This is a genomic window from Paenibacillus mendelii (assembly GCF_024498075.1).
In the GTDB taxonomy this organism is placed as follows: Bacteria; Bacillota; Bacilli; order Paenibacillales; family Paenibacillaceae; genus Paenibacillus_Z; species Paenibacillus_Z mendelii.
In genome coordinates this window covers 163,051-189,068 of the sequence record NZ_JANHOF010000001.1, presented here as the reverse complement: position 1 = coordinate 189,068, position 26,018 = coordinate 163,051, and the positions used below count along the sequence as shown (strand labels likewise).

At 49.6% G+C, this 26,018-nt stretch carries 19 protein-coding genes and 1 pseudogene; 17 read left to right on the top strand and 3 right to left on the bottom strand.

All coding sequences use genetic code 11. The features are described from left to right. Positions 1-24: 24 nt before the first annotated feature. The 3 genes and pseudogenes from NNL21_RS00825 to NNL21_RS36720 form a co-directional block, all read left to right on the top strand. Positions 25-1,623, top strand: coding sequence for a phospholipase D family protein (locus NNL21_RS00825; RefSeq protein WP_204815517.1), 1,599 nt, complete (start codon positions 25-27; stop codon positions 1,621-1,623). Positions 1,624-1,645: 22 nt separating this feature from the next. Further along, on the top strand, positions 1,646-10,207 hold the full coding sequence (locus NNL21_RS00820; RefSeq protein ID WP_204815516.1) for a LamG domain-containing protein: 8,562 nt from the start codon (positions 1,646-1,648) through the stop codon (positions 10,205-10,207). Between the two features lie 826 nt (positions 10,208-11,033). Continuing rightward, positions 11,034-11,411, top strand: a pseudogene (locus tag NNL21_RS36720) (DUF418 domain-containing protein); the annotation flags it as partial. A gap of 1,010 nt (positions 11,412-12,421) precedes the next feature. Here the strand turns inward: NNL21_RS36720 and NNL21_RS00815 are convergent. Beyond that, complete coding sequence (locus NNL21_RS00815) at positions 12,422-12,622, bottom strand: hypothetical protein (RefSeq protein WP_204815515.1); 201 nt, start codon at positions 12,620-12,622, stop codon at positions 12,422-12,424. Between the two features lie 422 nt (positions 12,623-13,044). Here NNL21_RS00815 and NNL21_RS36715 point away from each other — a divergent pair, with 422 nt between their 5' ends. From NNL21_RS36715 to NNL21_RS36705, 5 genes are all read left to right on the top strand, one after another. Further along, positions 13,045-13,221 carry a 23S rRNA (pseudouridine(1915)-N(3))-methyltransferase RlmH gene (locus tag NNL21_RS36715; protein ID WP_204815514.1) on the top strand — a complete coding sequence of 59 codons (177 nt, stop codon included), beginning with the start codon at positions 13,045-13,047 and terminating at the stop codon, positions 13,219-13,221. Continuing rightward, positions 13,196-13,333, top strand: a complete 138-nt coding sequence (locus NNL21_RS36710; protein ID WP_373567512.1) for a 23S rRNA (pseudouridine(1915)-N(3))-methyltransferase RlmH — start codon at positions 13,196-13,198, stop codon at positions 13,331-13,333. The genes NNL21_RS36715 and NNL21_RS36710 overlap by 26 nt, the downstream gene beginning before the upstream one ends. A gap of 724 nt (positions 13,334-14,057) precedes the next feature. Further along, on the top strand, positions 14,058-14,546 hold the full coding sequence (locus tag NNL21_RS00810; protein ID WP_204815512.1) for a cysteine hydrolase family protein: 489 nt from the start codon (positions 14,058-14,060) through the stop codon (positions 14,544-14,546). A 137-nt stretch (positions 14,547-14,683) separates the two neighbouring features. Next, positions 14,684-15,091, top strand: coding sequence for a hypothetical protein (locus NNL21_RS00805; protein WP_204815511.1), 408 nt, complete (start codon positions 14,684-14,686; stop codon positions 15,089-15,091). Then, positions 15,088-15,333 (top strand): cupin domain-containing protein, encoded by a 246-nt coding sequence (locus NNL21_RS36705; protein WP_204815510.1) that lies wholly within the window; start codon positions 15,088-15,090, stop codon positions 15,331-15,333. The genes NNL21_RS00805 and NNL21_RS36705 overlap by 4 nt, the downstream gene beginning before the upstream one ends. 46 nt (positions 15,334-15,379) lie before the next feature. Here NNL21_RS36705 and NNL21_RS00800 read toward each other — a convergent pair whose 3' ends face one another. Further along, positions 15,380-16,564 carry an MFS transporter gene (locus NNL21_RS00800; RefSeq protein ID WP_204815509.1) on the bottom strand — a complete coding sequence of 395 codons (1,185 nt, stop codon included), beginning with the start codon at positions 16,562-16,564 and terminating at the stop codon, positions 15,380-15,382. Between the two features lie 129 nt (positions 16,565-16,693). On the opposite strand from NNL21_RS00800, the gene NNL21_RS00795 reads away from it, so the two are divergent. The 9 genes from NNL21_RS00795 (at position 16,694) to NNL21_RS00760 (ending at position 24,482) form a co-directional block, all read left to right on the top strand. Continuing rightward, positions 16,694-17,065, top strand: coding sequence for a winged helix-turn-helix transcriptional regulator (locus NNL21_RS00795; RefSeq protein WP_204815508.1), 372 nt, complete (start codon positions 16,694-16,696; stop codon positions 17,063-17,065). 205 nt (positions 17,066-17,270) lie between these two features. Further along, on the top strand, positions 17,271-17,726 hold the full coding sequence (locus tag NNL21_RS00790) for a GNAT family N-acetyltransferase (RefSeq protein ID WP_256554988.1): 456 nt from the start codon (positions 17,271-17,273) through the stop codon (positions 17,724-17,726). A 72-nt stretch (positions 17,727-17,798) separates the two neighbouring features. Beyond that, positions 17,799-18,584, top strand: a complete 786-nt coding sequence (locus NNL21_RS00785; protein WP_204815507.1) for a sugar phosphate isomerase/epimerase family protein — start codon at positions 17,799-17,801, stop codon at positions 18,582-18,584. A gap of 189 nt (positions 18,585-18,773) precedes the next feature. Beyond that, positions 18,774-19,205: an NUDIX hydrolase gene (locus NNL21_RS00780; RefSeq protein WP_204815506.1), complete on the top strand. Its 432-nt coding sequence runs from the start codon at positions 18,774-18,776 to the stop codon at positions 19,203-19,205. A 35-nt stretch (positions 19,206-19,240) separates the two neighbouring features. Beyond that, a complete protein-coding gene (locus tag NNL21_RS00775) occupies positions 19,241-19,717 on the top strand; it encodes a GNAT family N-acetyltransferase (protein ID WP_204815505.1) in 477 nt (158 codons plus the stop codon). Between the two features lie 78 nt (positions 19,718-19,795). Then, complete coding sequence (locus NNL21_RS36700; protein WP_373567511.1) at positions 19,796-20,014, top strand: GNAT family N-acetyltransferase; 219 nt, start codon at positions 19,796-19,798, stop codon at positions 20,012-20,014. 951 nt (positions 20,015-20,965) lie between these two features. After that, complete coding sequence (locus NNL21_RS00770) at positions 20,966-22,591, top strand: type 2 periplasmic-binding domain-containing protein (protein WP_204815504.1); 1,626 nt, start codon at positions 20,966-20,968, stop codon at positions 22,589-22,591. A gap of 31 nt (positions 22,592-22,622) precedes the next feature. Next, entirely contained in the window at positions 22,623-23,579 is a 957-nt protein-coding gene (locus NNL21_RS00765; RefSeq protein WP_204815503.1) for an ABC transporter permease, read from the top strand. Positions 23,580-23,591: 12 nt separating this feature from the next. Further along, on the top strand, positions 23,592-24,482 hold the full coding sequence (locus NNL21_RS00760; RefSeq protein WP_204815502.1) for a carbohydrate ABC transporter permease: 891 nt from the start codon (positions 23,592-23,594) through the stop codon (positions 24,480-24,482). Between the two features lie 86 nt (positions 24,483-24,568). Here NNL21_RS00760 and NNL21_RS00755 read toward each other — a convergent pair whose 3' ends face one another. Next, positions 24,569-25,948 (bottom strand): extracellular solute-binding protein, encoded by a 1,380-nt coding sequence (locus NNL21_RS00755; RefSeq protein WP_204815501.1) that lies wholly within the window; start codon positions 25,946-25,948, stop codon positions 24,569-24,571. Positions 25,949-26,018: the final 70 nt, after the last annotated feature.

Sequence of the window (26,018 nt, the reverse complement as noted above, 5' to 3'; positions counted from 1 at the left end):
GAACCTCGGAAAGGTGGCGGTACGATGGATATCAATACGCAAGTGACCAAGTATTTCGCGGCGGCAGGCGATTCGGTGAGCAATCCCGGCGATACGCTGCCGGCCAAGTACACGGGCAACACGGTCCTGCCGCTCATCGACGGCAGGAATTATTTCCAGGAGCTTCGGAACCTGTTGGACCGGATCGGTACCGGAGACACGACCAATCAATTCTTCTATATGACGGGGTGGTGCTTCCACCTTATGTATGGACCGGCGCATCCGAGCGCCCCGAGCGGCACCGGCGCTTCGGTCGAGTCCGGAGCGGATGCCGATGATTCGTTTCGCCTCGAGGGAACCGATGGCGTGACTCCTCCACCTCTTGCGGAAGTATTGGCGGCGAAGTCAGCGGCGGGCGTCGACGTGCGGATGCTTGCTTGGGTAGATCCATTCATGCTGGGCGATATCGGCTCTCTGATCGGGCTTAATGACATTGTCACTTATAATCTGTTATCGATTGACCACCTGCGCAATCTAACCGTCGGCGATTCGAAGCCGCTGGCGAGAAGCGCATGCGCGCTTAATATCGGGCATCCCCGGGGCGCCATGCATCTGAAAATGGTCGTCGCATCCGATGGGACGCATACGTATGCGTTCACCGGCGGCATCGATTTCCTTCCGAGCCGCATCGCAGACGAGCTCCATACGGGAGGGAGGTGGCATGATATGGCCATTCGGATCGAAGGGCCTGCCGTTCAAGCATGCTACAATCTGTTCCGGGATTTGTGGAACGAACAAATATCGCGCCCGTTAGAGTTCTATATGCTGGAGAACCAAAAGCTCGTTTTAAGCGTGGTTCCTTCTACGAAGGCGATTCCCGGAAAGTCGCTTGCTGCGCCGACGACGGGCAAGCACCGCGTACAGGTCGCAAGAACGCTGCCGCAATTCAATTTCCAATTCTACGACAGGAAGCCGCCGTTATCGTTCGCTCCCGACGGCGCATTCGAGGTCAAAATGGCGCTTCGCAAAGCGATTATGAATGCGGAGAATTACATCTACATGGAGGATCAAGGGTTCTGGTCCAGAGAGATTATGGGCTGGCTGAACGATAAATTGAAGACGAACGCCTCCGTCAAGGTGCTTCTGCTGACAGGCGCTCCCGATCCGAACGATCCGCCCAATTCATGGCAAGAGACGGCATTGCGGGATCACTTGATAAAAGGGCTTCAACCCGCTCACTTGGCTCGCCTGGGCGTCTTCTTACACGGAGCGATCGTTCACTCGAAAGTGACGATCGTCGACGATCATTGGCTGTTCATCGGTTCGGCCAATTGCATGCGAAGGAGCTTATATACCGACGGGGAGCTGTCCGTCGGCGTGCTGGACGAGGATGACCTGCTTGCGAAGAAGACGAGGGCGGATTTATGGGGAGGCCATTTCGGACTGACCGTCGGGGCGCCGCGGCTGCCACTTCTCGATTTGAACGCCGCGCTCGCTGTTTGGGAATCCACGTGGGGGACGGTGGCTCCCCCATGCCCGCTGCCGGCCTATATCAAGAAGCATACTCTCGTTTTCCCGCCGGCCTCTTCGGATGCGCTGTATGACTTGTCGGACTATGATTCGCGCGAGCCGCTAACGCTCTGATATTGACGAAGGAGGATGGATCATGAGTACGACCGCATACGTTTCCCTTCGCCGCTACGTGGAATCCATGTGGCCGAAGAGCCTGTTGGACCCTCCGCCGCTTGAAGCTTTCGAACGCATATGGATCGAGCCGTTGGAAATGATACGCGAACCGTCCCTTACCGTAAATACCGGTGTGCTGTTCGAGACGGAGCTCGCCGTCGGCATTCCGGGACTGGACGCTCTGAAGCTCGTGTTTGCTCCGGGAGGCTCCCATTCTGCCTTTCACTTCAGGTTCGAGTCCGAACCGGTACCGACCGTCCGGATTATCGACGTCCCGATTTGCTTGCGCCTCGATGCGAGCCTTCTAAAGCCGGCGCGCATGCTGCATGCGGAATTGCCGGATAAGCCGGATACGTTCGAACCTGATCCCGCTGCCGATCATGTGGATATCACGCTTGCCAAAGTAACGATATCCATGGACATGGACGGCAACTTCGGGATCAGCGGGGGAGTCAGTATCGATCTGCCGCCTTGTTTCATCGGCAGCACCGGGATTGTCATCGAAGCTAAAGACATCCGCCTGTTTCTGGACGCGAACAGCCCGCCGCCGGGCATGCCTGCCGGATGGAGAGGCTTTCATATCGCCAAGGCAGGACTATATTTGCCCGGCGAGCTGGCAGAGATCGTCGGGCAGCTGGAGCTGACTAACGGCTATATCGGCAACGGCGGGTTCTCCGGCAGCGTCAGCGCCGTCTGGGGGTCGGCGCTATCGGCGCAGCTGTTCGGCATGGGACTTAGTCTGAGCAAGGCGGAAATCTCCTTCCGGCAGAACGCGCTAACGGCCTCCAAGATCAGCGGACGGATGACGCTGCCCTTCTTCAATGCGCCTGTCGACGTCGACCTCGGAATCGGCGACGGAGGCGTGACGGTGAAGCTGGCGAATGCAGCCGGCGGGCTGGCAGCCGTCAGTAATTCCGTGCTAACGATGAAGCTGGATAGCTTAGGCTTCCGCTTGATGGACGGGAAGTTCACCGCTATGCTTAGCGGGGAGGTCCGTCCTACCTTCGGCGCGCCCGCGCTCGATTGGCCTGCCTTCAAAGTGGAGGAGCTCGCCGTCGATTCGGACGGCAACGTGCGCCTCGAGGGCGGATGGCTGAATCTGCGCGAGCAATATGCATTCAATTTGTACGGCTTCCGTCTCGAAATTACGAAGCTAGGCTTTGGCAAAAGCGACGACGGCGGCAGCTGGATCGGGTTCTCCGGCGGGCTCAAGCTGGTAGACGGGCTGCCAGCCGGCGCATCGGTCGAAGGCCTGCGTGTCACATGGTACGACGACGGGTCCGGCAGGCCGCCGGGCATTTCTATGAACGGCGTAGGCGTTGAACTTGAAATCCCCGGGACGCTGCAATTCAAGGGCGCAGTATCCTACCGAAAGCTGAAGGAGGCGGGGAACGACATCAACCGGTTCGACGGAGACATCCGGGTGAAGCTTCCTTCGCTCGGATTGGAGCTCGATGCGACGATCGTCATCGGATCGACGAACGGGTATAACTTCTTCGCCCTGTATTTGGGGGCGGAGCTTCCGGCGGGCATTCCGCTCTGGTCGACGGGGCTTGCCCTGTACGGGCTGTCCGGCCTGTTCGCCTATCAAATGGAGCCGAATAGGAAGCCGGAGGAAGAATGGTATGAGCACTGGTACAAAAGAACGCCTGCCGGCATCGAAAAGCTTAAAGAAAAATGGAAGAACAACCAAGACAGTCTCGCGCTCGGTGCCGGCGTGACAATCGGCACGGTAGCGGACAACGGGTTTACGTTCTCGGGCAAGATGCTGCTCGTCATCATATTCCCGGGACCGATTATCCTGATTGAAGGCAAGGCGAACCTGCTCCAGGATCGGGCCAAACTGAGCGATGATCCTACGTTCAGAGCGCTCGCGGTCATCGACAACCGGGCGGGCATGCTGGAGGTCGGTCTGGACGCCCGCTATAAATACGGGATAGGCGGCGAACTCATTGACATTCGCGGAGGTGCGGAAGCGTACTTCAACTTCCAGGACGCCTCGGCTTGGCACCTGTATTTGGGAGAGAAAGAGCCTCGCGATAAGCGTATTCGCGCCGAGCTGTTCAAACTGTTCGAAGCCAATGCCTACTTCATGCTGGATGCCCGCTCGCTGGCGATGGGCGCATGGATCGGCTACGACGAGAGCTGGAAGTTCGGTCCGCTGAAGCTCGTGGTCGAGGCATGGCTGGAAGGAAACGCGGCGATCAGCTTCAGGCCCGCGCATTTCCACGGCGACGTCTGGCTGCATGGCAAGCTCGAGCTATCCGCATTCGGCATCGGGCTCGGGATCTCGGCGGACGCGAAGCTGTCGGCGGACGTGTTCGATCCCTTCCATCTGCTTGGCGAGCTGCATTCTTCGCTCGAGCTGCCGTGGCCGCTTCCCGACCTGACTGCCGACGTGAAGCTGGAGTGGGGGCCGGAGCCTAAAGAGCCGGCTCTGCCGAAGCCTCTGCAGGAAGCCACCTTGGAGCACTTCAAGGTAACGGCCGGATGGCCGGTTCCCTACATGGACGAAGGCGTCGAACCGAATCCGGCGGCGATTCCGGTCGTGCCGCTCGACGTGCGCCCGCATCTGACCTTCAGCCGGTCGGTCAACGACGATGCGTTCGCCGGAGTCAATCCGCAGCCGGTTCCGTGGGAGACGGTGGGCGACCCGGACAAGGGCGAAGGTCCGATGAAAGCCAGGTATGCGCTGAATTCGATCGAGCTGCAGCGCAAAAACGGCACGGTGTGGGAGACGATCGCCCAAACAACGGCTGGGGCGCCTGCCGGTGCGGAGAAGCTGTGGGGCTCCTGGGCGCCGGTTCCGCAGCTGCCGAGCGGAGAAGGCGCGTTCACGGCGCAGACAAAGCTGTGGTTGTGGTCGCGCTCGCCGTTCAACTATTCCCGGCATACGAACGGGTCATGGGAGGAGTGGTTCACGGAGGAGTATGCGGATTATCCGTGTATCCCGCCCGTACCCAGCGAGAGAGCTTGCCTCGACTTTGAGCGGCAGCCCAGCAATACCATCTTGATATCGCCTTGGACGTCATCGCAGCCGAGCAGCTTTACGCTGAGCTGGATGGCTCCGGCGAAGCAGAGCGTCGTGACGGTCGCGAGCGCGGTAGCAGGGTTGAAGAATGCACTGATCTTTCCGTCACGTGCGCCTTCGGGCCCGATGCAATCCGTACGAAATGTCATTTCGATCGCGCTGCCTAAGCCCGTCGACCGCGTCGAACTCGTCGTGACGGACGTGGAAGGCGTTTCCGTGACCGCTTATGATGGGAACGGCAAGGCCTATGGCCCTTACAACGGCGGTGCCGCCGACAATCCTCGTTTGGAATTGACGGGGCTCGGAATTGTCCGCGTGGAGCTGACGGGCGGCTACCAAATCCACCTGTTCCGCATCTGCGCCGGAGAAGAAGGCGACCGTGTCGAAGCGGTGCGCCGCCAAACGATGACCGAACATATGGTCTCCGAAACGGCGCGATGGTCGCAGAGCGGTGAAGTGCTCCTGCCGAATTCAACCTACCGTCTGAAGGTGATTGCCACCGTCCAGGCGGAAGGGCTCAGGGAGCTCTCTTATGTTAAACGGGTGGAGGAGCAGAAGAAATACGTCTATTTCCGTACGGAAGGACCTCCGGGTCTGGCGAAGCTGTCGATTCCCGCCGGACAGAGCCCGGACGGTTTCGTCAGCGGATTGGACGATCTAAAGCGGTATGTTGCACAGACGGTACCGCCCACCGTGCCGGGCGAGGGCGAGAAGCCGATGCTGCCGAAGCCGGTCTATCGCGCTTACGATGTCGGCGTCGCGTTTAACGAAGATTATGTCGACCTTATGTATCGTATCGACCGGCGGGATCTCGGGCTGTATTTGTACGACAACAATAACCGGCCCGTCCGGGATGCGGAAGGCAGGCTCGTCTCCTTGTCCAATCTTTGGGGACGGAGCGATCAATTGAATTTGACCCGGAGCGAGATTCGCCATCTGAAGCTGGTTAATCAAAGCAAATGCGTGTCTGTCGACGAGGATCCCATCCTTCGCAGCGTGACGTTGTCCGCCGCTCCTCACGTCTTGGATGCTGATACCATTTATGAAGCCAAGCTTGTGCCGCTGCTGTGGCATGACGACTTCGGCGATTGGCCCACCGGAACCATCGTTTCGGGCCCTGCCGGAACGCTCGGACGCTGGAAGGTGCTTGATGAAGGCCAGTATGCCGGCCCGTCTCGTTGGGAAGTCCGGGAGAATGCCGCTGAAGGCAGCCGTTGGATCGAGTCGCTGACCGAGATTTGGGGAGGGAACTTGCTGCGCTCGGATCCTAACAAGCCAGGCACGATGCTGCTGATCGGCGAAGATCGGAATCTGCCTGCGTCCCATCGCGACCAACCGTCCCGATGGACGGATTACAAGTTCAGCGCATATCTCCGTTCGATGGACGACGATGCGGTCGGCGTCGTCTTCCGCTTCCGCGATCATAAGCACCATTACCGGTTCGTTATGGACCGGGAGCGCAAGTACCGCAGATTCATAAGGGTCTTCGGCGGTGTCCATACGATTTTGGCTGAGGATGATTACGTTTACGTGCCCGATCGGGATGAGCTGATCACGATCGAGGTGGTGGGGGACTCGCTGAAGGTCTATATGAACGGGACGCTGGTATTCGCCGTCACCGATAGTTCCAATGACGCGGGCAGCATCGGTCTGTATGCCTGGGGCAACCTGGGGACGCGTTTCAGCGACGTACGGGTGGAGGATTACCGGATGGATGCCCCGGCGGTCTATCGGTACTCGTTTACTACTTCGTCTTTTGCGAATTTTGTCCATCACCTTCACAGCTATCAGGATGCGGTTTGGCCGGTTGCCGCGGAGAGTATGACGGATAAGGCGTGGGCAGCGTATGAAGCCGAAGCTGTCTCACCGCAGGCAGTACCGTCGGATGTAGAGTACCGTAGCTACGAGGCTTTAATCGGAGAATTGGCCTGTGCTATCGCACAATCACCAAGCGGCAGGGTCGAGATTGAGAGGATCGAATCCCAAGGAAAGGTGCGCGCGCTGCTGCTTCGCAGTCCAGAACCGATTGTTTGGAGCCGCACGGACCTCCAGGTTGGTCTGGCGGGGCTAAAGATGCCCGCGCCGCAGGTCCGGCCAGAAGAGATTAAGGCGATCGGCGCCGTTTCCGGTTCCTCTCAGCCGAGCGATGAGCATGTGACCTTGATGCTCAGGGAGCCCTCCGACTTGTCGAACCTGAGCATTGAATATGCATGCCCGCCCGGGCCTATTGCGAATCCATCGGACGACGGACCGCTTCTGCTGGACGACTTCGCGGACCGTGATTCCGGTATGCTATTCGTGGAGGATTTCGGCCCGAACGCGCTGGATCATTATTCGATCGTGGACGAAGGGAGAAGCCACGGGCCGTCGGATTGGCGAATCGCGTCAGGCCACCTCGTGCAGCTGCGCAATCTGTACGGCGGGTCGGGGGGTGATAAGGATCCGGAGAAGCCGGGCACGCTCGCGATCACGGGGTCGGCCGCATGGACAGATATCCGGGTGCGGGCAGCGCTGCGTTCGGGCGATGACGACGCGATCGGACTCGTGTTCCGCTACCGCGACCCGAACCATTACTATCGCTTCTCGATGGACCGAGACCGCAGATACCGCCGCCTCATCAGAAAAGCAGGCGGCGGCAATGCCAATGTGACCGTCTTATGGGAAGACAAAGTCTCCTATCAAGTCGGGGTCCGCTATGAGCTTGTGATTGACATGTTCGGAGATTTGCTGATCGGTTATCTGAACCGCGAGCTTCTATTCTGCTTAAAGGATGGGGAGCTGGCGTCCGGACAAATCGGGTTCTACTGCTGGGCCAACCTCGACGCCCACTTCGAAGCCTTGAGTGTAGAGGCACTGGCGAACTCGCCGCTGCTCTGGCATGCGTTCCTGGATGACGACGTCTTGGGCGGGTTCGAGATTTCAGATGCGCCGTACGCTTATGACGGTCCGTCGAATTGGCAAGCGGCAGACGGATCGATCGTCCAGGACAGCAATATTTACGGCTTCAACGAAGATATCGTTCAGCCGGGCACCGTTGCAATCGGAGGGCCTCAGGAATGGCGGGACATCGTCCTCTCGGTGCGTCTGCGTTCCAAGGATAACGACGCGATTGGCGTCATTTTTAGATATGAAGATACGGATCATTATTATATCTTCGTGATGGATAAGGAACGGAGCTTCAGGAAGCTGGTCCGCCGCGTCGCGGGTATCGAGACGGTATTGTGGCAGGACAAAGTGCGCTACGTCCGCAACCATAGCTATGAGCTTACGATAACGATGAACGGGAGCGAGCTGATCGGCCATCTGGACGGCTTGCCGTTGTTCAGCGTCAATGACGGGGCGATCGGCCAAGGGAGAATCGGACTGTATACCCGCGCGAATATCGCGGCCTCCTTTGAACGGATAGCCGTAATGGAGTCCGTGCGCCGCGTCGGCCGATGGACGATCCGGGACGAAGGCGAGCTGAATGCTCCTTCGGTCTGGATGCTGGGCGATGGATCGCTGGAACAACGCTCAGGCGTCTATGGCTCGGCAATGCTAGCCGCGCCTGGAACGTATGCCGTATCCGGCCGATCGGACTGGCGGGATTACCGGCTGCAGGTGCAGGCCCGCTCCGACGGAGACGGCGCTATCGGCGTTATGTTCCGCTACCGGGATCCGTCTAACTATTACAGGCTATCGCTCGATCAGAAGCGGGCCTTCCGTCGTCTGATTCGCATGAAGGACGGCGCGGCATCCGTACTATGGGAAGCGAGCGGAAGCTATGTCCAAGGGATACCGTTCACAATCACGGTGGATGCCGTCGGGAACCGGCTTACCGGATACGTAGACGGGAACCGCTTGTTCGAGCTGACGGACGGAACGCATGGCTCAGGTCAAGTCGGCCTGTACAGCTCACAGAACAACGGGGCGAGGTTCGAGCGCGTCGAGGTCGTTCGGCCGCCATTGTCGGCGAAAGCGCTGTTCCGCGACCGTTTCCGCACCGGCGACATGGCCGGATGGACGTTCCCTAATCTAGGTAGCGTGTGGGGAACGGCGAGTTGGGGAACGACAGACGGCGAACTGCGACAGACGGGGACTCTATTCGGTTTGGATGCCAAACCGGCGCTATCCGGCGCAGCCGCTATTTTGCCGGGAACCCCAAAGGGAGATTTGATAATCAAGGCCGCGCTTCGATCAATGAACGGAGGGATCATGGGACTCCTGTTCCGCTTCGCGGGACCAGGCGACTATTACGGCTTCGTGATGGACCAAGGGGCCCGCTTCCGAAGATTGGTGAAGCGCCAGGCGGGAATCACCATGGTCCTATGGGAGGATCGGAATAGTTACCAGCTCGGCCAAACTTACGAATTGACGATTATAGCGATCGGTTCGGAGCTTCGGGGATTCATCGACGACGTTCCGGCATTCGTTGTCAACGATAAGGATATCCCGTCAGGAAGCATCGGTTTGTTCTGTTCAGGAGGCACGGACATACGATTCTCGCGGGTAGAGCTGTACCCCATTGAGCTCGCCTTCTCGGATTGGCTACTGACAGATTCCTTCGCCGCCCTCGTTCCCGGATGCTGGACCTTCGCAACCGATCCGGAGGCTGAAGGCGAAGGCAGCTGGAGCTGCAGCGGAGAGGAGCTGCTGCAGACTGGCAAGGTCAGTACGCCGGCTGCGGATCCTAACGAGCGCGGCACCTATGCGCTCGCGGGTGATGCCGGCTGGACGGATTACCGCATTAGCGTCGTTCTTCGGACTGAGGCTAACGGTGCGATAGGCGTTATCTTCCGATATAAGGATGATAATAACTTTTATAAATTCTCCTCGATGCCGGGTGGGGCGAGTCTGGTCGTCAAAAGGAAGAACGGCGTGGAGACATACTTGTGGGGAGAAGGAAGCAGCATCGCGAAGGGGCAGCGGCACCTGTTCACAGTCGATCTGGACGGACCGGTCATGTCGGGATATTTGGACGGCTACCCGCTGTTCCGCATTGAGGACGGAGACATTCCTTCCGGTAGTATCGGGCTTTACGCATCAGGTGATCCCGGTGCCCGGTTCGAGGAAGTTTGCGTGGCTGCGCCGGCATGGGCGACCTATTACCGGTTCGGGCGTGAGAAACGGTATGCGGCAGGCACGCAAATTCGGGTCCGTTCCGGTCAGATTCCGGACGCCGCCGAGGCGGGTATGCTGCACCGATCCGCCGCCGCTCTTGATGAAGCGGGAACGATTCGCTTCCGGAATGGCGGGGTTAGGGTTCGGCTCCGGCAGGCAGGAAGCGCGGGCATTCTGCATAACCGCAAGTTTCCTTCCGGCGCACTGTACGGGAATACACCCGCGAAGGTGATCCGCAACCGGGACGGAACGGGCGTGTTCGTGATCGTCCCCGATGCAGGATCCTATCGATTGACCTGGACCTATCGGCGTGACAATACCAGCATAGATCCGGACAGCCTGGTGCTGCGGGAAGCGGGGAAGGCATCCCCTGAGCGCACGGTCTTAGACATCCCGGGTTATACGCTGTAAGAAAGGTTCATTAAAGTCAAATTGTTTTGGTTCGAAGGGTACTTTTACTACGACCGTTTCCCACTATTTCATTCTTTACCGGGAAACGGTCGTAATTTTGCATATCTTATGGGGGTTTTCGAACTTATAAAGGCTCGGAGGGATCGGGATGAATCAGGAGTCTATCGGGATGGTGGTTCTTTACGGGCCATATCGGTTTCATCACATAGCCGAAATGGATAAGAACATGTATCCTTAACCGAGCCGAAAATACTCCAGTGGCGAGTGGAATTACCGTACCTACTAATTTTCTTAGATATTTTGTAAAGTATCCTAATCGCGATGGCATGGATGGAGTGGTGTATTTCATCCAGACTTTGCGTACGATTTTTTTATGAAGATTTCTTTGCTCGTAGTAGCGTTTGAGCGCACAACATAGCAGAACTACCTGTTTAGCAGTTCTTAAGAGGGGTATATGGAGCTCATTCAACAATTTTAGCGACCATGAATCCACCGTTCAGATAATAATCACATTGCCCGATTAATTTCTCGTTGGAGACTTTTGGCAATAACTGGTCATTGCTCATTGTGCGTGATATCGTCTATTTTGGTAAGAAAACTTTTGGTGAGTTTTTAGATTCCGAGGAGGGTATTTCTTCAAATATTCTCGCATTTTTTTGAAAAAGGGGTCGATATAACGATCACGCTTCTGCAGAAACTGTTTGATACGAGCCAAGGAGATGAAGAGCATGGATTATAACCAAGTAGATTTGAATCCAGTTAATCGGGGCGAACGAATCGCTGAGCTTTATTTCAATTTTTCTTATATACAACAGTCGATACCGAGAATAGTGGATATAACTATGCGCATTTTGCAGGTGTACTCATCTCTGGACCAGCGCTCAGTATATTTTATATAACCTCGTTTTTACTATTGATCCAGAATAAAATATGGCGGAAGCTACTAAATCCCTTGCAAGCAGCAGGACGTATGGCACTTACAATTTACTTATTGCAATCTATTATCTGTACCTTTATATTTTACAGCTTCGGTCTTGGATTATACGGAGAGGTTTCGCCGTTATGGGGATTTGTACTTTCTGTTCTTATATTTGTCGTTCAAGTATGGGCTAGCCAGTTGTGGCTACGTAGATACAAGTTCGGACCGGTAGAATGGGTATGGCGTTTGTTGACTTACAGTAAGTGGAAATTCATCAAACGTTGACAATGACATTTACCGGGCCCAATAAGTGGATGGTTCGAACTGTCTAACCATGATACAAATCATCAGAAATTGAGCAGCTACCGCTCCCCATATAAAAGCTCCTTAGAGTTGTGGGCTGCTTGGACAGATTCGGAATTGGCCCAACAATGGTGGGGACCCACAGGCTTTACCTGGTGATCTCTCCTTGGTAGATAATATGCTTCAACAGTTGAACAAAAGTAAAAGAAGGCGGCTCTTTCCGCCTATAGCGGGAAATTTTTTAAGTCTCTTTGTATCATGCATTAGAACCTCCACTCAATAAAGAAAACATATGCATGATCTGATAGATTTTTTCGGAAAGTAACCGTTCTCCTTAGCTCGGAAACTAAGCCTGGATAGAAGACACCACGTTTTGTTAACTCCCTTAATATCGCTCTCAAAAATTGTGTATTGCTGACTCCAGTGATCTTTTGTAAAATGTTTGGAAGAACAGCAACAGTCACTCGACTATTTGCTGGAAGGGAAAACTTCGAAATGTAAAGGTTACCTATCGATTAACTGCTGTATTTTTCAAATTTGGAAATAGTGAATGAGGCGAGGGACTACCAAAGTGAGGGACTCGTTTTTTTTGTGTGTTTTCATATAATCTTCATAAAATAGACATGCTATCATAAAAATTACCATTATATTGATAATGAGGTGATCAGGTGTGGAAGGGAAATTTGATGTCGCCGTCATCGGCGGGGGTTAACTGGTTTGTCAGCTTCAATTCTAATGGCCAAAGCCGGTTTGTCCGTTGTATTGTTGGAAAAGTCAGGTGGCGGTAGTGGATCAGAATCAGGTCCTCCCTTTGCCGGCAGGTGGATTGTCTTTGATGACATCTACTTTAATGTCATGGTCCGGGAAAATGGAGTTTATTAATCTGATGTTGAAATTGCGTAAAATGAACCTAGAGAAGTTAACCGGTGTCAGCTTAACGGATTGGGTAGACCGAGAGGTCGAAGATCCCATGGTTCGTCGCATTGTCGTTTCTACTTGCCGTCTCCATTGTTGAAGAGAATATGCCGGACGGCCCCCTCATGACTAATTTCGATAACGTTCTTATTGTGACAGATCGTTACACCGGTACGGACGGCTTCCTCCACCAGTTTATTGACAATCGTGTCTAACAACCAAGGAACAGGGAGAACCCGCGTCTGTTGCTGTACTGACCAAAATCCCACTGATAACATTAATATCCCCCTGTGTTAACCACTCTTGTGCCGTACCCAATACTGTCCTCACTGCATCTTCAAACCCTTTGTCAACGAAATCAACGAATTCCATGAAATCACCTCTCTCAGTAGTTTATCGCTGTTACCGTATAAATATGGCGATGTAATATGATAGCGTATGCCTCGCAGGTTGGGAAGATCAACTAAATGGGTTTGTAAAATAAATCTGAGGTAGTGGATAAGTTTCTTGGTGATAGGGGATAGAACACGGACTTAAGGAATTAGGTAACACTGAGGAAGCACAACAAAAAGACGAAGGTGCCAATTTCTCGGTTACCTTCGTCTCATTATATTTAGGTTTAGTGGCGGAATATTGATGACAATAATCCCACTGTAGGTTTAATACAAGTTATTCTTCCTTGGGGTGGCAATTACACCACATGAAGCGGGAAGAACAACTAGTGAATAAACTTACTGATAAGTCCTATAAAATACTTATACATACAAATGGCACAATGCTATCTTCTGAACAATTTGCTTCTAGAATAGATGAGTTGGGAACATCAGGTAGGTCTGATGTAGCGGTTATAATTGGAGCCGGAGTGCATTCCATCTGACCAAACATTAGCACTAAGCCCTATGGGAATGGATATTGGACTCAAAGTGACTATTATTATTGAACAAATTTACCGAGCTTACTGCATCAATAACCATCCATACCATAAGTAAAGAGCGACCAATTAAGACGTAATCCCGCTTAAACAACACGTTTTACACGAGTTATTATATGAAGTTTCAGATTTGTATCAGTATGATTTTAATCAATTTTTTAGTTTCTTTTCTACAAATCAATTTCATTTGAACCAAATTAAACCTGAAGGCAGCGTAGTTGAAGTAATTAAGAAGCTGAGTGATAAAGGGAAGCTTGTATTAATTACCGCCCGGCAACAGAATGGATGGATTCTGCCATTGAGTGGATCAAGAAAGACAGCATAGCTATTGAAGAGTATCATTGTGCTTCTGAACATACAGAAGGTAAAGCGGAAGCGCGAAGAAGCTAGAAGTGACCCTATTTATTAAAGATCACCCGAGACATGCTATTGAATTAGCGAGTAATGGAATCAACGTATTATTGCTAAACAAACCTTATAATGTGTTCATGAGAATATTCAGAGAGTTCTTGATTGGAAAGAAATTGAACAATCACTCTGTATAATCAATATGGTGAAGATGTTGAAGCTTTAGATATAATGATACAGTATGCGTTTGATAACCTGGATATTGTAGCTGTTGACACTCATAATGCTAAGGAATGGAAGGTTCAAGTTGCGCCGCTCTATGAGCTTGGGTTTAAGCAGATAACGAAGGATGAATGGGGTAACCGTATAAGGTAAGCTAAGTGCGTTTTGCTTGATGATATTACAAACACATCCAACACAAGAGGAGACTTACAATGAAGATAGGACTTTTAATTGTAGATATGCAGGAAGTTTTTTTACACAATCAAAAGAATGAACTTAATGTCGCTGGAGCATGTGAACACATCAACCATGTTGCAGATCTGCTTCGTTCAAATAATCATTGTGTCATACATGTTCAGGATATCGAGGGAGCAGATGACCATAACCCTGAGTTACTTCCTATTATCCCGGAGATCGAAGTCAACGAAACTGATATCCGGATTACTAAGGAAGAATCAAATGCATTCTGGAATACAGATTTAGAACAGATTTTAATAAAACAACAAATTAGTCTAGTTATAGTGGCGGGTTTTGCTGCAGAGCAATGCGTACTCTTCACCTATAACGGTGCAAAAGAAAGAGGTTTTAAAACAGTGTTATTGCAAAATGGAATTCTAAGTACACATGGTGATGTGATTGCGAGTACATATCGTGATCGCAACCTTGTATCTTATCCTGTAATTGAGTTTATGGTGAGTTAAAGATTTTAACAACACACGCTGTAAAAGAGCGAAGGAGAAACCCGAATAAGCGCCGCGGGGCTTTTTTTGTTGGAATAATAGATACGAGCAGCTCTCACATGGGATATAATACCAGTAAGCTGATCCGCAGGAGGGGAATGGATATTAATTTAAAGCCTAGAAAGATCTTGCTCATCCTACTTGTGATATGTTCTGTGCAATTCGTCTTATCCATTATCCGATTAATAATCGAAAATCATGCAAGGAGTGTCGGGTTCATTTCCTTTTTAATTACAGCTGTCTTTCTGGGGTTGGCTGTTGTTATTACCATAGACTTGTTTTCTAGAGAGAGAAGAATCATTAGTGGGAAAATTATTAATAAAGAGGGGAAAATCATACATGTATTAAGTGATGACGGGAAGATGCAGAGATTTAAGATCATTGTACCTGAGGTATTGGAGTTGCTTGAAGCAGACCAGCGAATAGAAATAACAAGCACGAATATAACCAACATACCAAGTAAGATAATACTTATAGATGTTGAACAGTCGCTCATTATGAAATGAGTTATTTATATGTAGAAGGGATAGGGAGGGACTATGGCATTGAAGACGAGATCTATCATGTTGTCCAAGGTGAAGGGAGATTCTGTATCGAAAATGAAGATTTCGAGGTGCAGCAAGGCTCCATCATTTATGTACCCGCTCATGCTGCACACAAGTTTCACAGTATAACACAAGATTTAACCATTCTAGTGGTATTCTCCTGCAGAGTATTCACAACGAGAATATCACTTCGATCCGTCTAGATGAGACGTCCCATTAACGCAGAACGTTGTATAAACAGTAGGCTGTTTAAAGGGATGTCTTTCGCTTTTGCAGCGCTACTACCCGCTTCTTCCCCATCGAAAAACTCATGTATGCAGCCACTAGTGCTAACGCAACAACGATACTTGCCATCCATGGATTATACATAACGGTGGAGTTGACCTCTATCATTGCACCGCCAGCCCCGGCTCCTACCGCCAATCCCAAATTCACAATCGATGTATTTATACTGAGTATGAGATTAGAGGACTGAGGTGCTTGTTGGATAAAATACGTTTGAGTGGCTGGACCGGCCATGAACATAGAGACAACCATAAGGGAAATCAGCACTAATCCGATGATCATTGATTCAGCAAAGAGGGGAAGCAGCGCCAGGACAGCAGCATGAACGATGGTGCAGCAAGCAATGATGCGTGAAGCTCCCCATCGATCGATCCCGTAACCGCCCAAGCGTGTGCCGATTGCACCGAATAGACCCAACACAAGCATGACGATACTGATGCTCGATGCTCTAATATGAAGGATGTCTTGCATAAATGGCGTTAAGTACGTAAACAGGACCGAATTGCCCGATTCCCTGAAGAAGGTAAGGAACAACCCACTAACGATCACGACGCTTCCCAGCACTTTGAATTGTTGTCGGAATGAAATCGGTTCGTCTCCATCGATCTCCGGAAGCAGGCGGTAAATCACGAATGTAATCAACAAGCTGAATAGGCCTAATAGTATGAAAATAGCTTGCCAGTTCCACCAGTTCGTAATGGCAATTCCGATCGGTACTCCCATAATCATCGCACTGCTGAAACCGAGAACGATCGTACTGATCGCACGGCCTAATTGATCAGGAGGAACAATTCGGGAAGCGGCACCGAGTGCTACGACAATATAGACACCTGAGCTTACCCCCAGAAGGATACGAGCCATGATCAAGGTTGAGATATCCCTGCTCCAGAAGGAAGCCAGACAACCTAAGATGAATGCTGCTAATGCGCCGATTAGTACTTTTCTGCGTCCAATGCGGGAAGTCAGTGAAACGAATAACGGAGTTCCAATCGCAAAGGCCAGAGAGTAGGCCGTGATCAATTGCCCGGCAAAGGCAATGGAGATGTTCAAGTCATTTGCAATAACACGAAGAATTCCGGCGACAACCAGCTCGGAAGTGGCGGTTAAGAAGACCCCCAGAGCAAGTACGTAAATGGTCCATCGATTCATTCGTTTTCCTTCCCTTCGGTTTATGATATTGTCAGTATAGAGCGGTAACAATCATATTGTAAGAAGGCAAAGTACTCGGATATAAGCAATCTAATTTGACTAACTTACTTTTTATTAGGAGGTGATGGCATGGAGAATTACGTTTCTTCCCACTCAAGTTCGGACAATGGAAGTTCGAGTATTTGTGAAGTCTTGCAGATTCTTGGGGCCAAGTGGTCTTTCCTAGTCTTGAACGAATTACTTTCTGGACCGCAGCGGTTTAATCAGCTTCAACGAAATGTAGCGGTTATTAAAACGCAGTCCCTTACAGATACACTCCGCCACTTGGAACAAAAAGGTCTTGTACTTCGTCAGGTCTTCCCGACTGTACCTGTAACAGTTGAGTATTCATTGACAGAGAAGGGCAGCGATTTTCAAACCGCCCTGAAAGAAATGGAAAAATGGGTGCAGAAGTGGGGGAATTCGGAGCAAGGAAACATTAAGACCAGCATATCTTCATAAAAAGATGACAAAAAAATCGTTCTGTCCAGAAATGATGGACAGGGCGATTTTGTCTACAAGCGACCTCGCGTTGTCGATCAAGGAAATCGTTATGCTTCAAATCCAAAAGTGGTATATAATACCAGGTAAGAACGGAATAGGTTGTGTTCCCAAGGTATGAAGTTTGCCTAGGTCGCACAGAACCGTTATGTAAATTAACCGGGAGGTGATTCCCGTAAGCCTTGAAATAAGAGAAGCAAGAAAAGACGATGCACGTGCTTTGTCGGATCTATTTATTGCGTTTATAGGAAGAGAATCTGATATCGATAAAATGCAAGAAAAGATCGAAATCATCTCAGGTCTCCCTAACTATCACGTCGTTGTTGCCTGTAAAGACGAGCATGTCATAGGGACAGCAATGGGAATTGTTTGTATGGACATCGTAGGGAATTGTAATCCTTATATGCTGGTAGAGAATGTGGTTGTCTCGCCCATCCATCAGGGGAAGGGCATAGGTAAGATGCTAATGAAAGTACTAGAAAACAATGCTGCAGCATCTAATTGTAACTATATTATTTTAGCCTCTAGTGACGGCCGAGAAGACGCTCACAGATTTTATGAATCGATCGGATATCAAGGCGTGAAGCGTGGATTTATAAAGCGGATGAAGAATCAAATCTAAACTTAGTCCGGTCAGGGAGATAAGAATCGTATATCTTTTCGTAGATGCAATCTATAACGAGGAGTTGATCGCATGTACAAAGTCGGTTGGTGCAGCGAATTACAACATGTCGATGATCTAGCTGAGAGTGGATATGACTTCATAGAGTGTGCCTTGGTTAGCTTATGTCTGGAAGACCGCGAAGCGCACCGTCAATTGCTTCCGAGGTATCGGGATCGCGTCATCCCGACTGCGGCGTTTAATTGCTTTTTTCCTGGCGATCTAAAGGTGGTTGGGCCGTCAGTGGACAAGGAGAGGATGAAGCAATACGTTGCACGTGCCGCTGAAGCTCTGGAATCAGTTGGTGCGAAAATTGCAGTACTGGGCAGTGGAGGAGCCCGGCAGATCCCTGTTGGCTGGGAATACGGAAGAGCCCAAGAACAGTTTCTTGAACTATTGGCCCTTATTTCATCTCGCTTCAAGGGGACGGGGATTACGTTGGCTATTGAACCGTTAAATCAGAAGGAATGCAACTTCATTAACCGGGTTGGCGAGGCTGCTGAATTCGCCCAATTAGTGAATCAGCCTGAAATCCGTGTGCTGGCTGATTTCTATCATATGCAGGAGGACGAGGAGCCGTTGGATACACTCGAGCAGCACAAGGAATGGTTAGCCCACATTCATCTTGCCGACTCCGGCAGAAACTCACCTGGAACAGGCGCTTATCCCTATACTGAATTTGTGGAGCAATTGAGGAGATGCAACTATGAAGGATTTATTTCAGTCGAATGCAAATCCACAGATCTCAAAGTTGAGCTGCAGCAAAGCCGCGGCTACATTGCCAAGCTGTTCAACAACGGTATGGAACGCAGAGTCTAAATAACGATGACATTCCGTCTCAACTCACACAAAAGTCGGGTAGTTTAACCGGCTTTTTGTATTACTGATGCCATATTTACATTAACGCCACTGGTTATATGCCCGGTCTTGTCTGAAACTACAGATAAACGTAATTAAAGCATTTTTAGATAAGGTGGATAATTCCAAGTAAAGAAAAGAGGAATTCGAATGCAGAAAGGTCAAGATGCTTCAGGAATTATTATAATCGATAAGCACAATCGTGTACTGCTCGTACATCAAACCTACGGAATAAAGAGCTGGTCGATTCCGGGAGGAATGGTTGAAGATGGAGAATCGGTATGGGATGCAGCTGCTAGAGAACTTAAAGAAGAGACCAATATTAGTGCAGTAGATATGGAAGTGTCGGGCATGTATTTTCAACCGCATAAGAATAGGTACATCTACACGTTCAAAGCCTTTGAATATGAGGGTGTCATAACGGTGGATAACAAAGAAATTGATCAATACGGATTCTACAGCATTGAGGAGCTGCCCAAACCGATCTCAAGCTTTACCGTTCAACGAATTAAAGATGCATTAGCAAATACGAAAGTGATATTTAGAGATGAACAAATAGATTCCTATGAAATCCTTTATTAGTTGTGTATGGAATGAATCTACGCGAGGGGTATGAAATGATACATTTTGTGAAATCAACTGTAGACTTGATCCAAATTGAGTTGGATATTATAAATTCGGACAAGTACTTCAATCGAATATCCAAAGATAAGGATGAATGGACTTCCATTGATTTAACAGCTGAAATAAATGAGTCCTTAAACATGGGGGCTGAGCGATTTCTCATTAAAGATGATGATACATATGTGGGGATAATTGAATTTCTCATGATGAACCCCAATGATGGTTTCACCTGGTTAGGTTTGCTGACAATTAAGAAGGAGTACCAACATAAGGGGTACGGAAAACAAGCTCTGCATGCATTCTATAAAATTATGAGCGATCGAGAAGTTAACGTATTTCGAATCGGAGTTCTTTCTATGAATGAACCCGCTCATAAGTTTTGGAGAAAACAAGGATTCAAAGAAGTAAGAAAAACTACGATGAAGGATAATAAAGAAATAATGATTTATGAAAAGTGTCTTGAACCGTAATTCTATGCAAATTGGCAGCCAGTCTACTGATTAAAGGCAGGGATCTAGGATGTATGTATTCTCAGAACTGGAAGGTAAATGCTGAAGTATGCATTTGAAACTTTGAAAGTGGTGCGAGTAGAGATTATAACCACGACAGAGAACGAGAGATCACAACAAGCCATTGAACGATTGGGAGCAACCAAAGAAGGGATTTTAAGAAAGAAATACAATCGCATGGACTACGTTATTTATGGAATTATTGACTGTGATTGGTATGATGTGAAGAATAGACTCGAGTACTTTCTTAGTGAATAGGAGGATTTATAAGCCGGCAGCGTATATAAAGGGCAGTACACGTAATTAGACTATCGTTAAACTGGAGAAAACGGTCGAAGCGAAATCAATGCTCAGTAAGAAGGCAGCAGGGGCAGCCTTCTTTATTTGTGGATTCATATCTCAATTCACTCTTTTCTCAGAGTGAAGCAAATAGATCGGCAAGCGCCAGAGGTATTAACGAAAAAGGAATTGACAGACAGACAGAAAGCAAGTAATGTTTTTAATACAGGTACATAACATGTATCTGTATTAAAAGTCAGGAGGAGGATGCTTTAGCCATTCAATAATGAAGATCGGAAAGGACAACATTTGTAGGTATGCGGAGCATAGATGAGGACGACTGGAATTGGTGTGCTGTCGGATCAACAGTCCACCCGAATCTGCCATCTTGCTTCGGAAGATTCGGAAATAGATGAAGCGGTTTGGTATATTCGGAACAAGGAGGAATTGTGATACATGTGGAGCCTTGAATCGGCTTAACGCGAAGCTGGGTTACTTCAGCCAGATGAAGGGATTAAAGTTGGATGACTGCAGCAGGATGGACTGGGAGTTGGAACGTCTGTATACGGAGACGGAAGCTCCTTTTTTTGCATATCCTTACGCGGATAACAGGCGAGGTTGTTTGAATGCGCATTTGCTGCCAATTGTTATCGGCAAAGGAATAACGAATTACGTGATAGGTTTTGTCCGAAAGCTGAGGATAATGAGGAGCGTTTCCAAGTCAATGTTATATAATATCACACTAAAATGGGTGTAGATGGCATCATTAATATGAACTAGAAAGTATCCGATCATTACAAAAAGAATTGATAGCGGTTGCATGATTGAAATTATAGTTGACGTTTGTTTTTTTTAAAGAATATAATACAGGTACGATACATATATCGTATTAAAATGTCAGTTATACTGACAAGGAGGGGGTTGTGATTCATGAAAGCGTCGAAGCTATGTATTCCGCTTGCTATGATTCTGGCTTTTGCTCTGATACTTGGTGCTTGTACTTCCGAGAACAAGAACAATGGAGGCAATACATCAACAAGTGAAAATGCCGGTTCAACCGGAACGGGAAAAACGGACGGAGAGGATTCCGGTGAGGAACGCCTCAAGCTCAATTGGTTTGTGTCTTCATCGGGAGATGCTGTGCTTCCCGAAGGGGATGCGGATTTCATCGGACAAGCGATCGAGGAGAAGTTCAATGTTGATCTGAATATCCAGTACATGCCAGGAGGAGGGGACTTTGACAGCAAGATCAGCCTTCTGCTGGCTTCAGGAGATACCCCAGACTTGTTTACTGCGGCGGGAGTCGCTTCCCAGAAATTTATCCTAGACGGTGTCACCGCGGATATGTCGCCGTTTGTGACCCCTGAGAAAATGCCGAACTATTTCAAATGGATTAGCAAGACGGAGCTTGAACGCTACGCAGTCGAAGGGAAATTCGAACGGGCTCCGCTTATTTTCCCCCGCGAGGTATACCGATCCTATTATATCCGCCAAGATTGGCTGGATACCTTGAAGCTGCAAATGCCGACCAACTATGAAGAGATGATAAAGGTGATGGATGCTTTTACATTCGATGATCCGGATCAGAACGGCAAGAACGATACGTATGGCTTGACGACGGTCGGGAACGGCACTTCTCTCTCTTTTGATTTTCCCCAGTGGATCGAGAATGGGTTGATCGGTGCGCTTATGGTGCGAGACAACAAATATGTAGACGTTCAAAGCGACCTGGCAGTTGAGCAAGTTCTGCAGGGAATCAAGGACATGATGAAGAAAGGCACGGTGGATCCTGACTGGTTCCTGCTCAAGGGTACCGAGCATGTGGACAAGGCCGTTGGCGGCAAAGCAGGTATCATTATCGGTGGCAGCAAAACGTTCGCTTTTGACAGCGAGCCGACGAGTATCCAGAACAAAACATTAGCCTTAAACCCCAAAGCGAATTGGATGCCGTTCCATCCTTTTGCCCAAACCGGAACATGGACAGAGAACCTGCCTGATCAGCCGTTTATGTTCTCCCGCGAAACAGCAGAGAAAAACCCCGAGAAGATCGATCGTATCGTGCAAATTCTGGACTGGATGGCAAGTGAGGAAGGCTTCCTGCTGATCAATTACGGGATTGAAGGCAAGCATTATACGCGATCCGGCAATACGATTACCGTAACGCAATCTAACCAGGATGCATACAGGAAGGATGTCGTTGAACAGGGGAATTTCCAGGAGGTATACCGTTTCTTCTATTTGCATAACCCGGAATATGAGCCGCTTGGACTTGAAGTCGTCGATGAGAGAATGTCGGATCGCGACCGTCAAATCACCCAAACGATTCAGTCGTATAAGCTGTACCCTTCGATCGGAACGAATGTTGCTCCGCCAGTGGGCTTCAACCTAGCGGATTTCCGCAAAAAAATGAGGGAATATCAGGTTCAGGTGCTATTCGACGAACCGGATGCGTCCAATTGGCCGAAATATGTGGAAGAGCTGTTGACGAAATACGGCGGACAGCAAATGATCGATACCTATACCGAACAAATCAAAGCGGCCGGTGTTATAAAATAAATCAGTGAGCACGGAAGGGGGAGTTGGCATAATGAAGCAAAACGCTGTTCTTAGGCGCTCCCCAGCGGGTGCTAAGCCATTACGTCATCGATTTGCTGGAGCATTATCCCGGTACCGCTGGTTTTATCTGATGATGATTCCAGGCTTGCTCTATTATGTAGTGTATCACTACATCCCGATGGCAGGCATGATTATTGCGTTCAAGGATTACAGCCTGGGCAAAGGAATCATTGGCAGCGACTGGGTCGGCTTGGACAACTTCAGAATCATATTCAACTCACCCGATTTCTATGAGCTGCTTCGCAATACATTATTGATCAGCCTCTACAGGATCCTGTTTAACATGCTTCCCGATGTTTTGCTTGCTCTCATGCTGAATGAGGTTCGTATCTTATGGTTCAAGCGGCTCATCCAAACCGTTACGTACGGCCCTTATTTTCTGTCCTGGGTGATCGTGTACGGATTAGCTGTTGCTTTCTTGGCACAGGATTCTGGGATTGTGAATTATTACATTCGGGAGCTGGGCGGCAGCCCGGTTAATTATCTGGCCAGCAACGACTATTTCCGACCGATCATCCTGCTTACAGATATGTGGAAAAATACAGGATTCGGAGCAATCATCTATCTTGCCGCACTGGCTACGATTAACACGGAGCTATATGAAGCAGCTGTCGTGGACGGTGCAGGAAGATGGAGGCAGCTGTGGCATATCACGCTCCCGGGAATCCGCGACGTATTCGTGCTGCTGCTGATTCTCAAGATCGGCCATATCATGGATGCCGGCTTTGAACAAATATATATCTTTCTGAATGCGCGCGTGTATGAGGTTGGAGACATCATCGACACCTGGGTATTCCGTCGTGGGCTAGAGGAGCTTGAGTTTAGTATCGCGATTGCAACGAATCTGTTTAAATCCGTGATCGGCTTCATTCTAATTATCGGAGCCAACAAAGTGGCCAAAAAACTTGGTGGATCGGGAATCTGGTAGGAGGTCGAACGAATGCTCCATTCTCTGTATAAATCGAAATCGGATCGGATTGTAGATGCCGGGATCTATGCGCTGCTTGGCATCTTCGGCTTTCTTACCCTGTTTCCACTGTATTATGTGTTTGTCATGTCGATTACCCCATACTCCGAAGTGCTGCGAAACGGCGGTTTTATTATCCTGCCAACCTCATTTACGGTGGATGCCTTTCAAGCGATTTTCTCTAGCAAGACGGTTCCGCAGGCGCTGAAAATTACGATATTCATCACGGTGGTCGGTACCTTTCTCAATCTTGCCGTGACAACCTTGCTTGCCTATCCGTTATCCAAAAAATTTATACCTGGCCGGAATAACATCCTAATTATAATCGTATTTACCATGCTGTTCTCCGGCGGCCTCATTCCGCTGTATCTGGTCGTAAGGGCTACAGGCCTCATGGACACAGTCTGGTCGCTCATCATCCCCGGTCTGGTTTCGACCTTTAATATGCTAATCATGAAAACCTATTTTGAGAATTTGCCAGCCGAAGTGGAGGAAGCAGCCAAGGTGGATGGCTGTGGAGATGTCGGTACCTTGTTCCGGATCGTACTGCCTCTATCAGCGCCTATTATGGCGACGATCGGATTGTTTTATGGAGTGGGTCATTGGAATGCCTATTTCCAGGGGATTATGTACCTGAACGACAAGACACTGTATCCGATACAAGTTGTTCTGCGGAATATGATCCAGACGCCCAACGTGAGTCAGGAGCTTGCGATTTCCAACCCGATGCTGCTTCAGACACTTCCCCCGGAGACAATTAAGATGGCAACGGTCGTGGTTGCGATCATCCCGGTATTGGTGATTTACCCGTTCCTGCAGCGCTATTTCGTTAAAGGGATGCTGCTGGGCTCTATTAAAGGATAAGGAAATGACGTACGAATTAGCTGAATAGCTCCAGATTGATAGAACCGCGCAGTATGATATCAGCGCGGTTCTATCGTGGTGCTGTATTAGGCCTTCGTTAGGATAAGCTTCATCCGTTCAGCCAATTCCGAAGCGGACTCTATGCCAGCCCAGAATAGCGTCATCTCGGATTCCAGCTCATCGACAAGGTTTGCATCATCAAAGATTTCATGTAGAAAACGACTGTTTTCGATCGTATTATCATAGATTTGGAGCGACTCAAGCCCCGGTTGGCTCCATATCGCTTCGTTAATCGGTTTGCGGACGGAAATAAAGCCCGTTGTCGCGCTCAACCTCTGCTGTACCTCCGGGCTTACCGCTGTTTGCAGAAACTGCAGGGCAAGCTCCGGTTCTTCACTGCTATTAGGGAGCATGAGGACGTTGGCAATCAGCATGGTCTGCTTTTGCTTCCCGAATGGCAGTGGGGCAATTTTAGGAGTGAAGGACATCGTCTGATGTTTCCAACCGGCAAGCTCGATCGTGGTCGTCAGAACCATCGCCGCCTTCTCCTGCTTAAAGGATTCGGAATCAGGGGCATGTACAGTCGAGAGAATTGCTGTGCGACGCTTGTATAACAAGTCATGTAGAAACTTCAAGGTGTTTAGGATCGGCTCCGTGCTATCGACTTCCTTGAAATTCACGCCGTTCTGCAAGGCTATGACAGGCCAGCGGCTTAACGACGACGATAAGGATAGACCATAGAGGTCGTTTATGCCATCTCCGTTCAGGTCCATGGTCAGTTGCCCGGCGGCATCCAGGAAATCATCCTGCGTCCAGGATGGGGACGGTTCTGTTACGCCATACCGCTTAAACAATTCCGGATTATAGGCAAGGTACACGGTAGAAAAAGTAACAGGAAGCGCCTTTAATCTGCCTGAATCGCTGAATGGTTGCCATAGTATTGGGTAAATACCTTCCTGGCTTCCGCTGAGCTTATCCTGCAGATCCATAAATTGTTCCAAATTGTCTGTATCGCCGAACTGTCGGTCGGATACGAGTATAAGATCAGGATGTAAGCCCAGATCCATGCTCGTATTGACGGATTCCCAGAAATCGCCTGCCGAGAAGCTCATGCACTTGACTTCGACGTTCGGATTGCTCACCCGAAATGCTTCAATGAGCAGGGGCATGCAAAAATCATAGAAGTAGGAGGGCGAAGTGGCGAAAATACGCAAAACTTTATGAGGTGATGATTCTACGACGACATCAGGGGAAACGATGGTGCCTTGTCCGACCTTCTTCACAATCAGGTTCTCCATTAAAAGCTGATCCAGCGATTTTCGAACAGAGGTTCTACTCATACCGTAATGCTTGCAAAGCTCATTCTCGGACAATAGAAATTCTCCTGGCTTGATGAAGCCTGAATGGATTTGTTCACGTAGAATGTTGGCCAATTTTAAATATCGGAATTCATTCTCTCTTCTCAATGTAACGACTCCTATCCGATCTGAACTACATATCACTTCAATATTGTAAAGCAACAAAAAAAAGAATACA

What these genes read in the sequence shown, in the direction of transcription:
- NNL21_RS00765 (WP_204815503.1), top strand. Translation starts at nt 22,623, where the DNA reads ATGAAGCAAAACGCTGTTCTTAGGCGCTCCCCAGCGGGTGCTAAGCCA.
- NNL21_RS00820 (WP_204815516.1), top strand. Translation starts at nt 1,646, where the DNA reads ATGAGTACGACCGCATACGTTTCCCTTCGCCGCTACGTGGAATCCATG.
- NNL21_RS36700 (WP_373567511.1), top strand. Translation starts at nt 19,796, where the DNA reads ATGCTGAAGTATGCATTTGAAACTTTGAAAGTGGTGCGAGTAGAGATT.
- NNL21_RS00805 (WP_204815511.1), top strand. Translation starts at nt 14,684, where the DNA reads ATGGATATTAATTTAAAGCCTAGAAAGATCTTGCTCATCCTACTTGTG.
- NNL21_RS00785 (WP_204815507.1), top strand. Translation starts at nt 17,799, where the DNA reads ATGTACAAAGTCGGTTGGTGCAGCGAATTACAACATGTCGATGATCTA.
- NNL21_RS00760 (WP_204815502.1), top strand. Translation starts at nt 23,592, where the DNA reads ATGCTCCATTCTCTGTATAAATCGAAATCGGATCGGATTGTAGATGCC.
- NNL21_RS00780 (WP_204815506.1), top strand. Translation starts at nt 18,774, where the DNA reads ATGCAGAAAGGTCAAGATGCTTCAGGAATTATTATAATCGATAAGCAC.
- NNL21_RS36705 (WP_204815510.1), top strand. Translation starts at nt 15,088, where the DNA reads ATGAGTTATTTATATGTAGAAGGGATAGGGAGGGACTATGGCATTGAA.
- NNL21_RS36715 (WP_204815514.1), top strand. Translation starts at nt 13,045, where the DNA reads ATGAAGCGGGAAGAACAACTAGTGAATAAACTTACTGATAAGTCCTAT.
- NNL21_RS00775 (WP_204815505.1), top strand. Translation starts at nt 19,241, where the DNA reads ATGATACATTTTGTGAAATCAACTGTAGACTTGATCCAAATTGAGTTG.
- NNL21_RS00770 (WP_204815504.1), top strand. Translation starts at nt 20,966, where the DNA reads ATGAAAGCGTCGAAGCTATGTATTCCGCTTGCTATGATTCTGGCTTTT.
- NNL21_RS00800 (WP_204815509.1), bottom strand. Translation starts at nt 16,564, where the DNA reads ATGAATCGATGGACCATTTACGTACTTGCTCTGGGGGTCTTCTTAACC.
- NNL21_RS00815 (WP_204815515.1), bottom strand. Translation starts at nt 12,622, where the DNA reads ATGTTATCAGTGGGATTTTGGTCAGTACAGCAACAGACGCGGGTTCTC.
- NNL21_RS00795 (WP_204815508.1), top strand. Translation starts at nt 16,694, where the DNA reads ATGGAGAATTACGTTTCTTCCCACTCAAGTTCGGACAATGGAAGTTCG.
- NNL21_RS00825 (WP_204815517.1), top strand. Translation starts at nt 25, where the DNA reads ATGGATATCAATACGCAAGTGACCAAGTATTTCGCGGCGGCAGGCGAT.
- NNL21_RS00810 (WP_204815512.1), top strand. Translation starts at nt 14,058, where the DNA reads ATGAAGATAGGACTTTTAATTGTAGATATGCAGGAAGTTTTTTTACAC.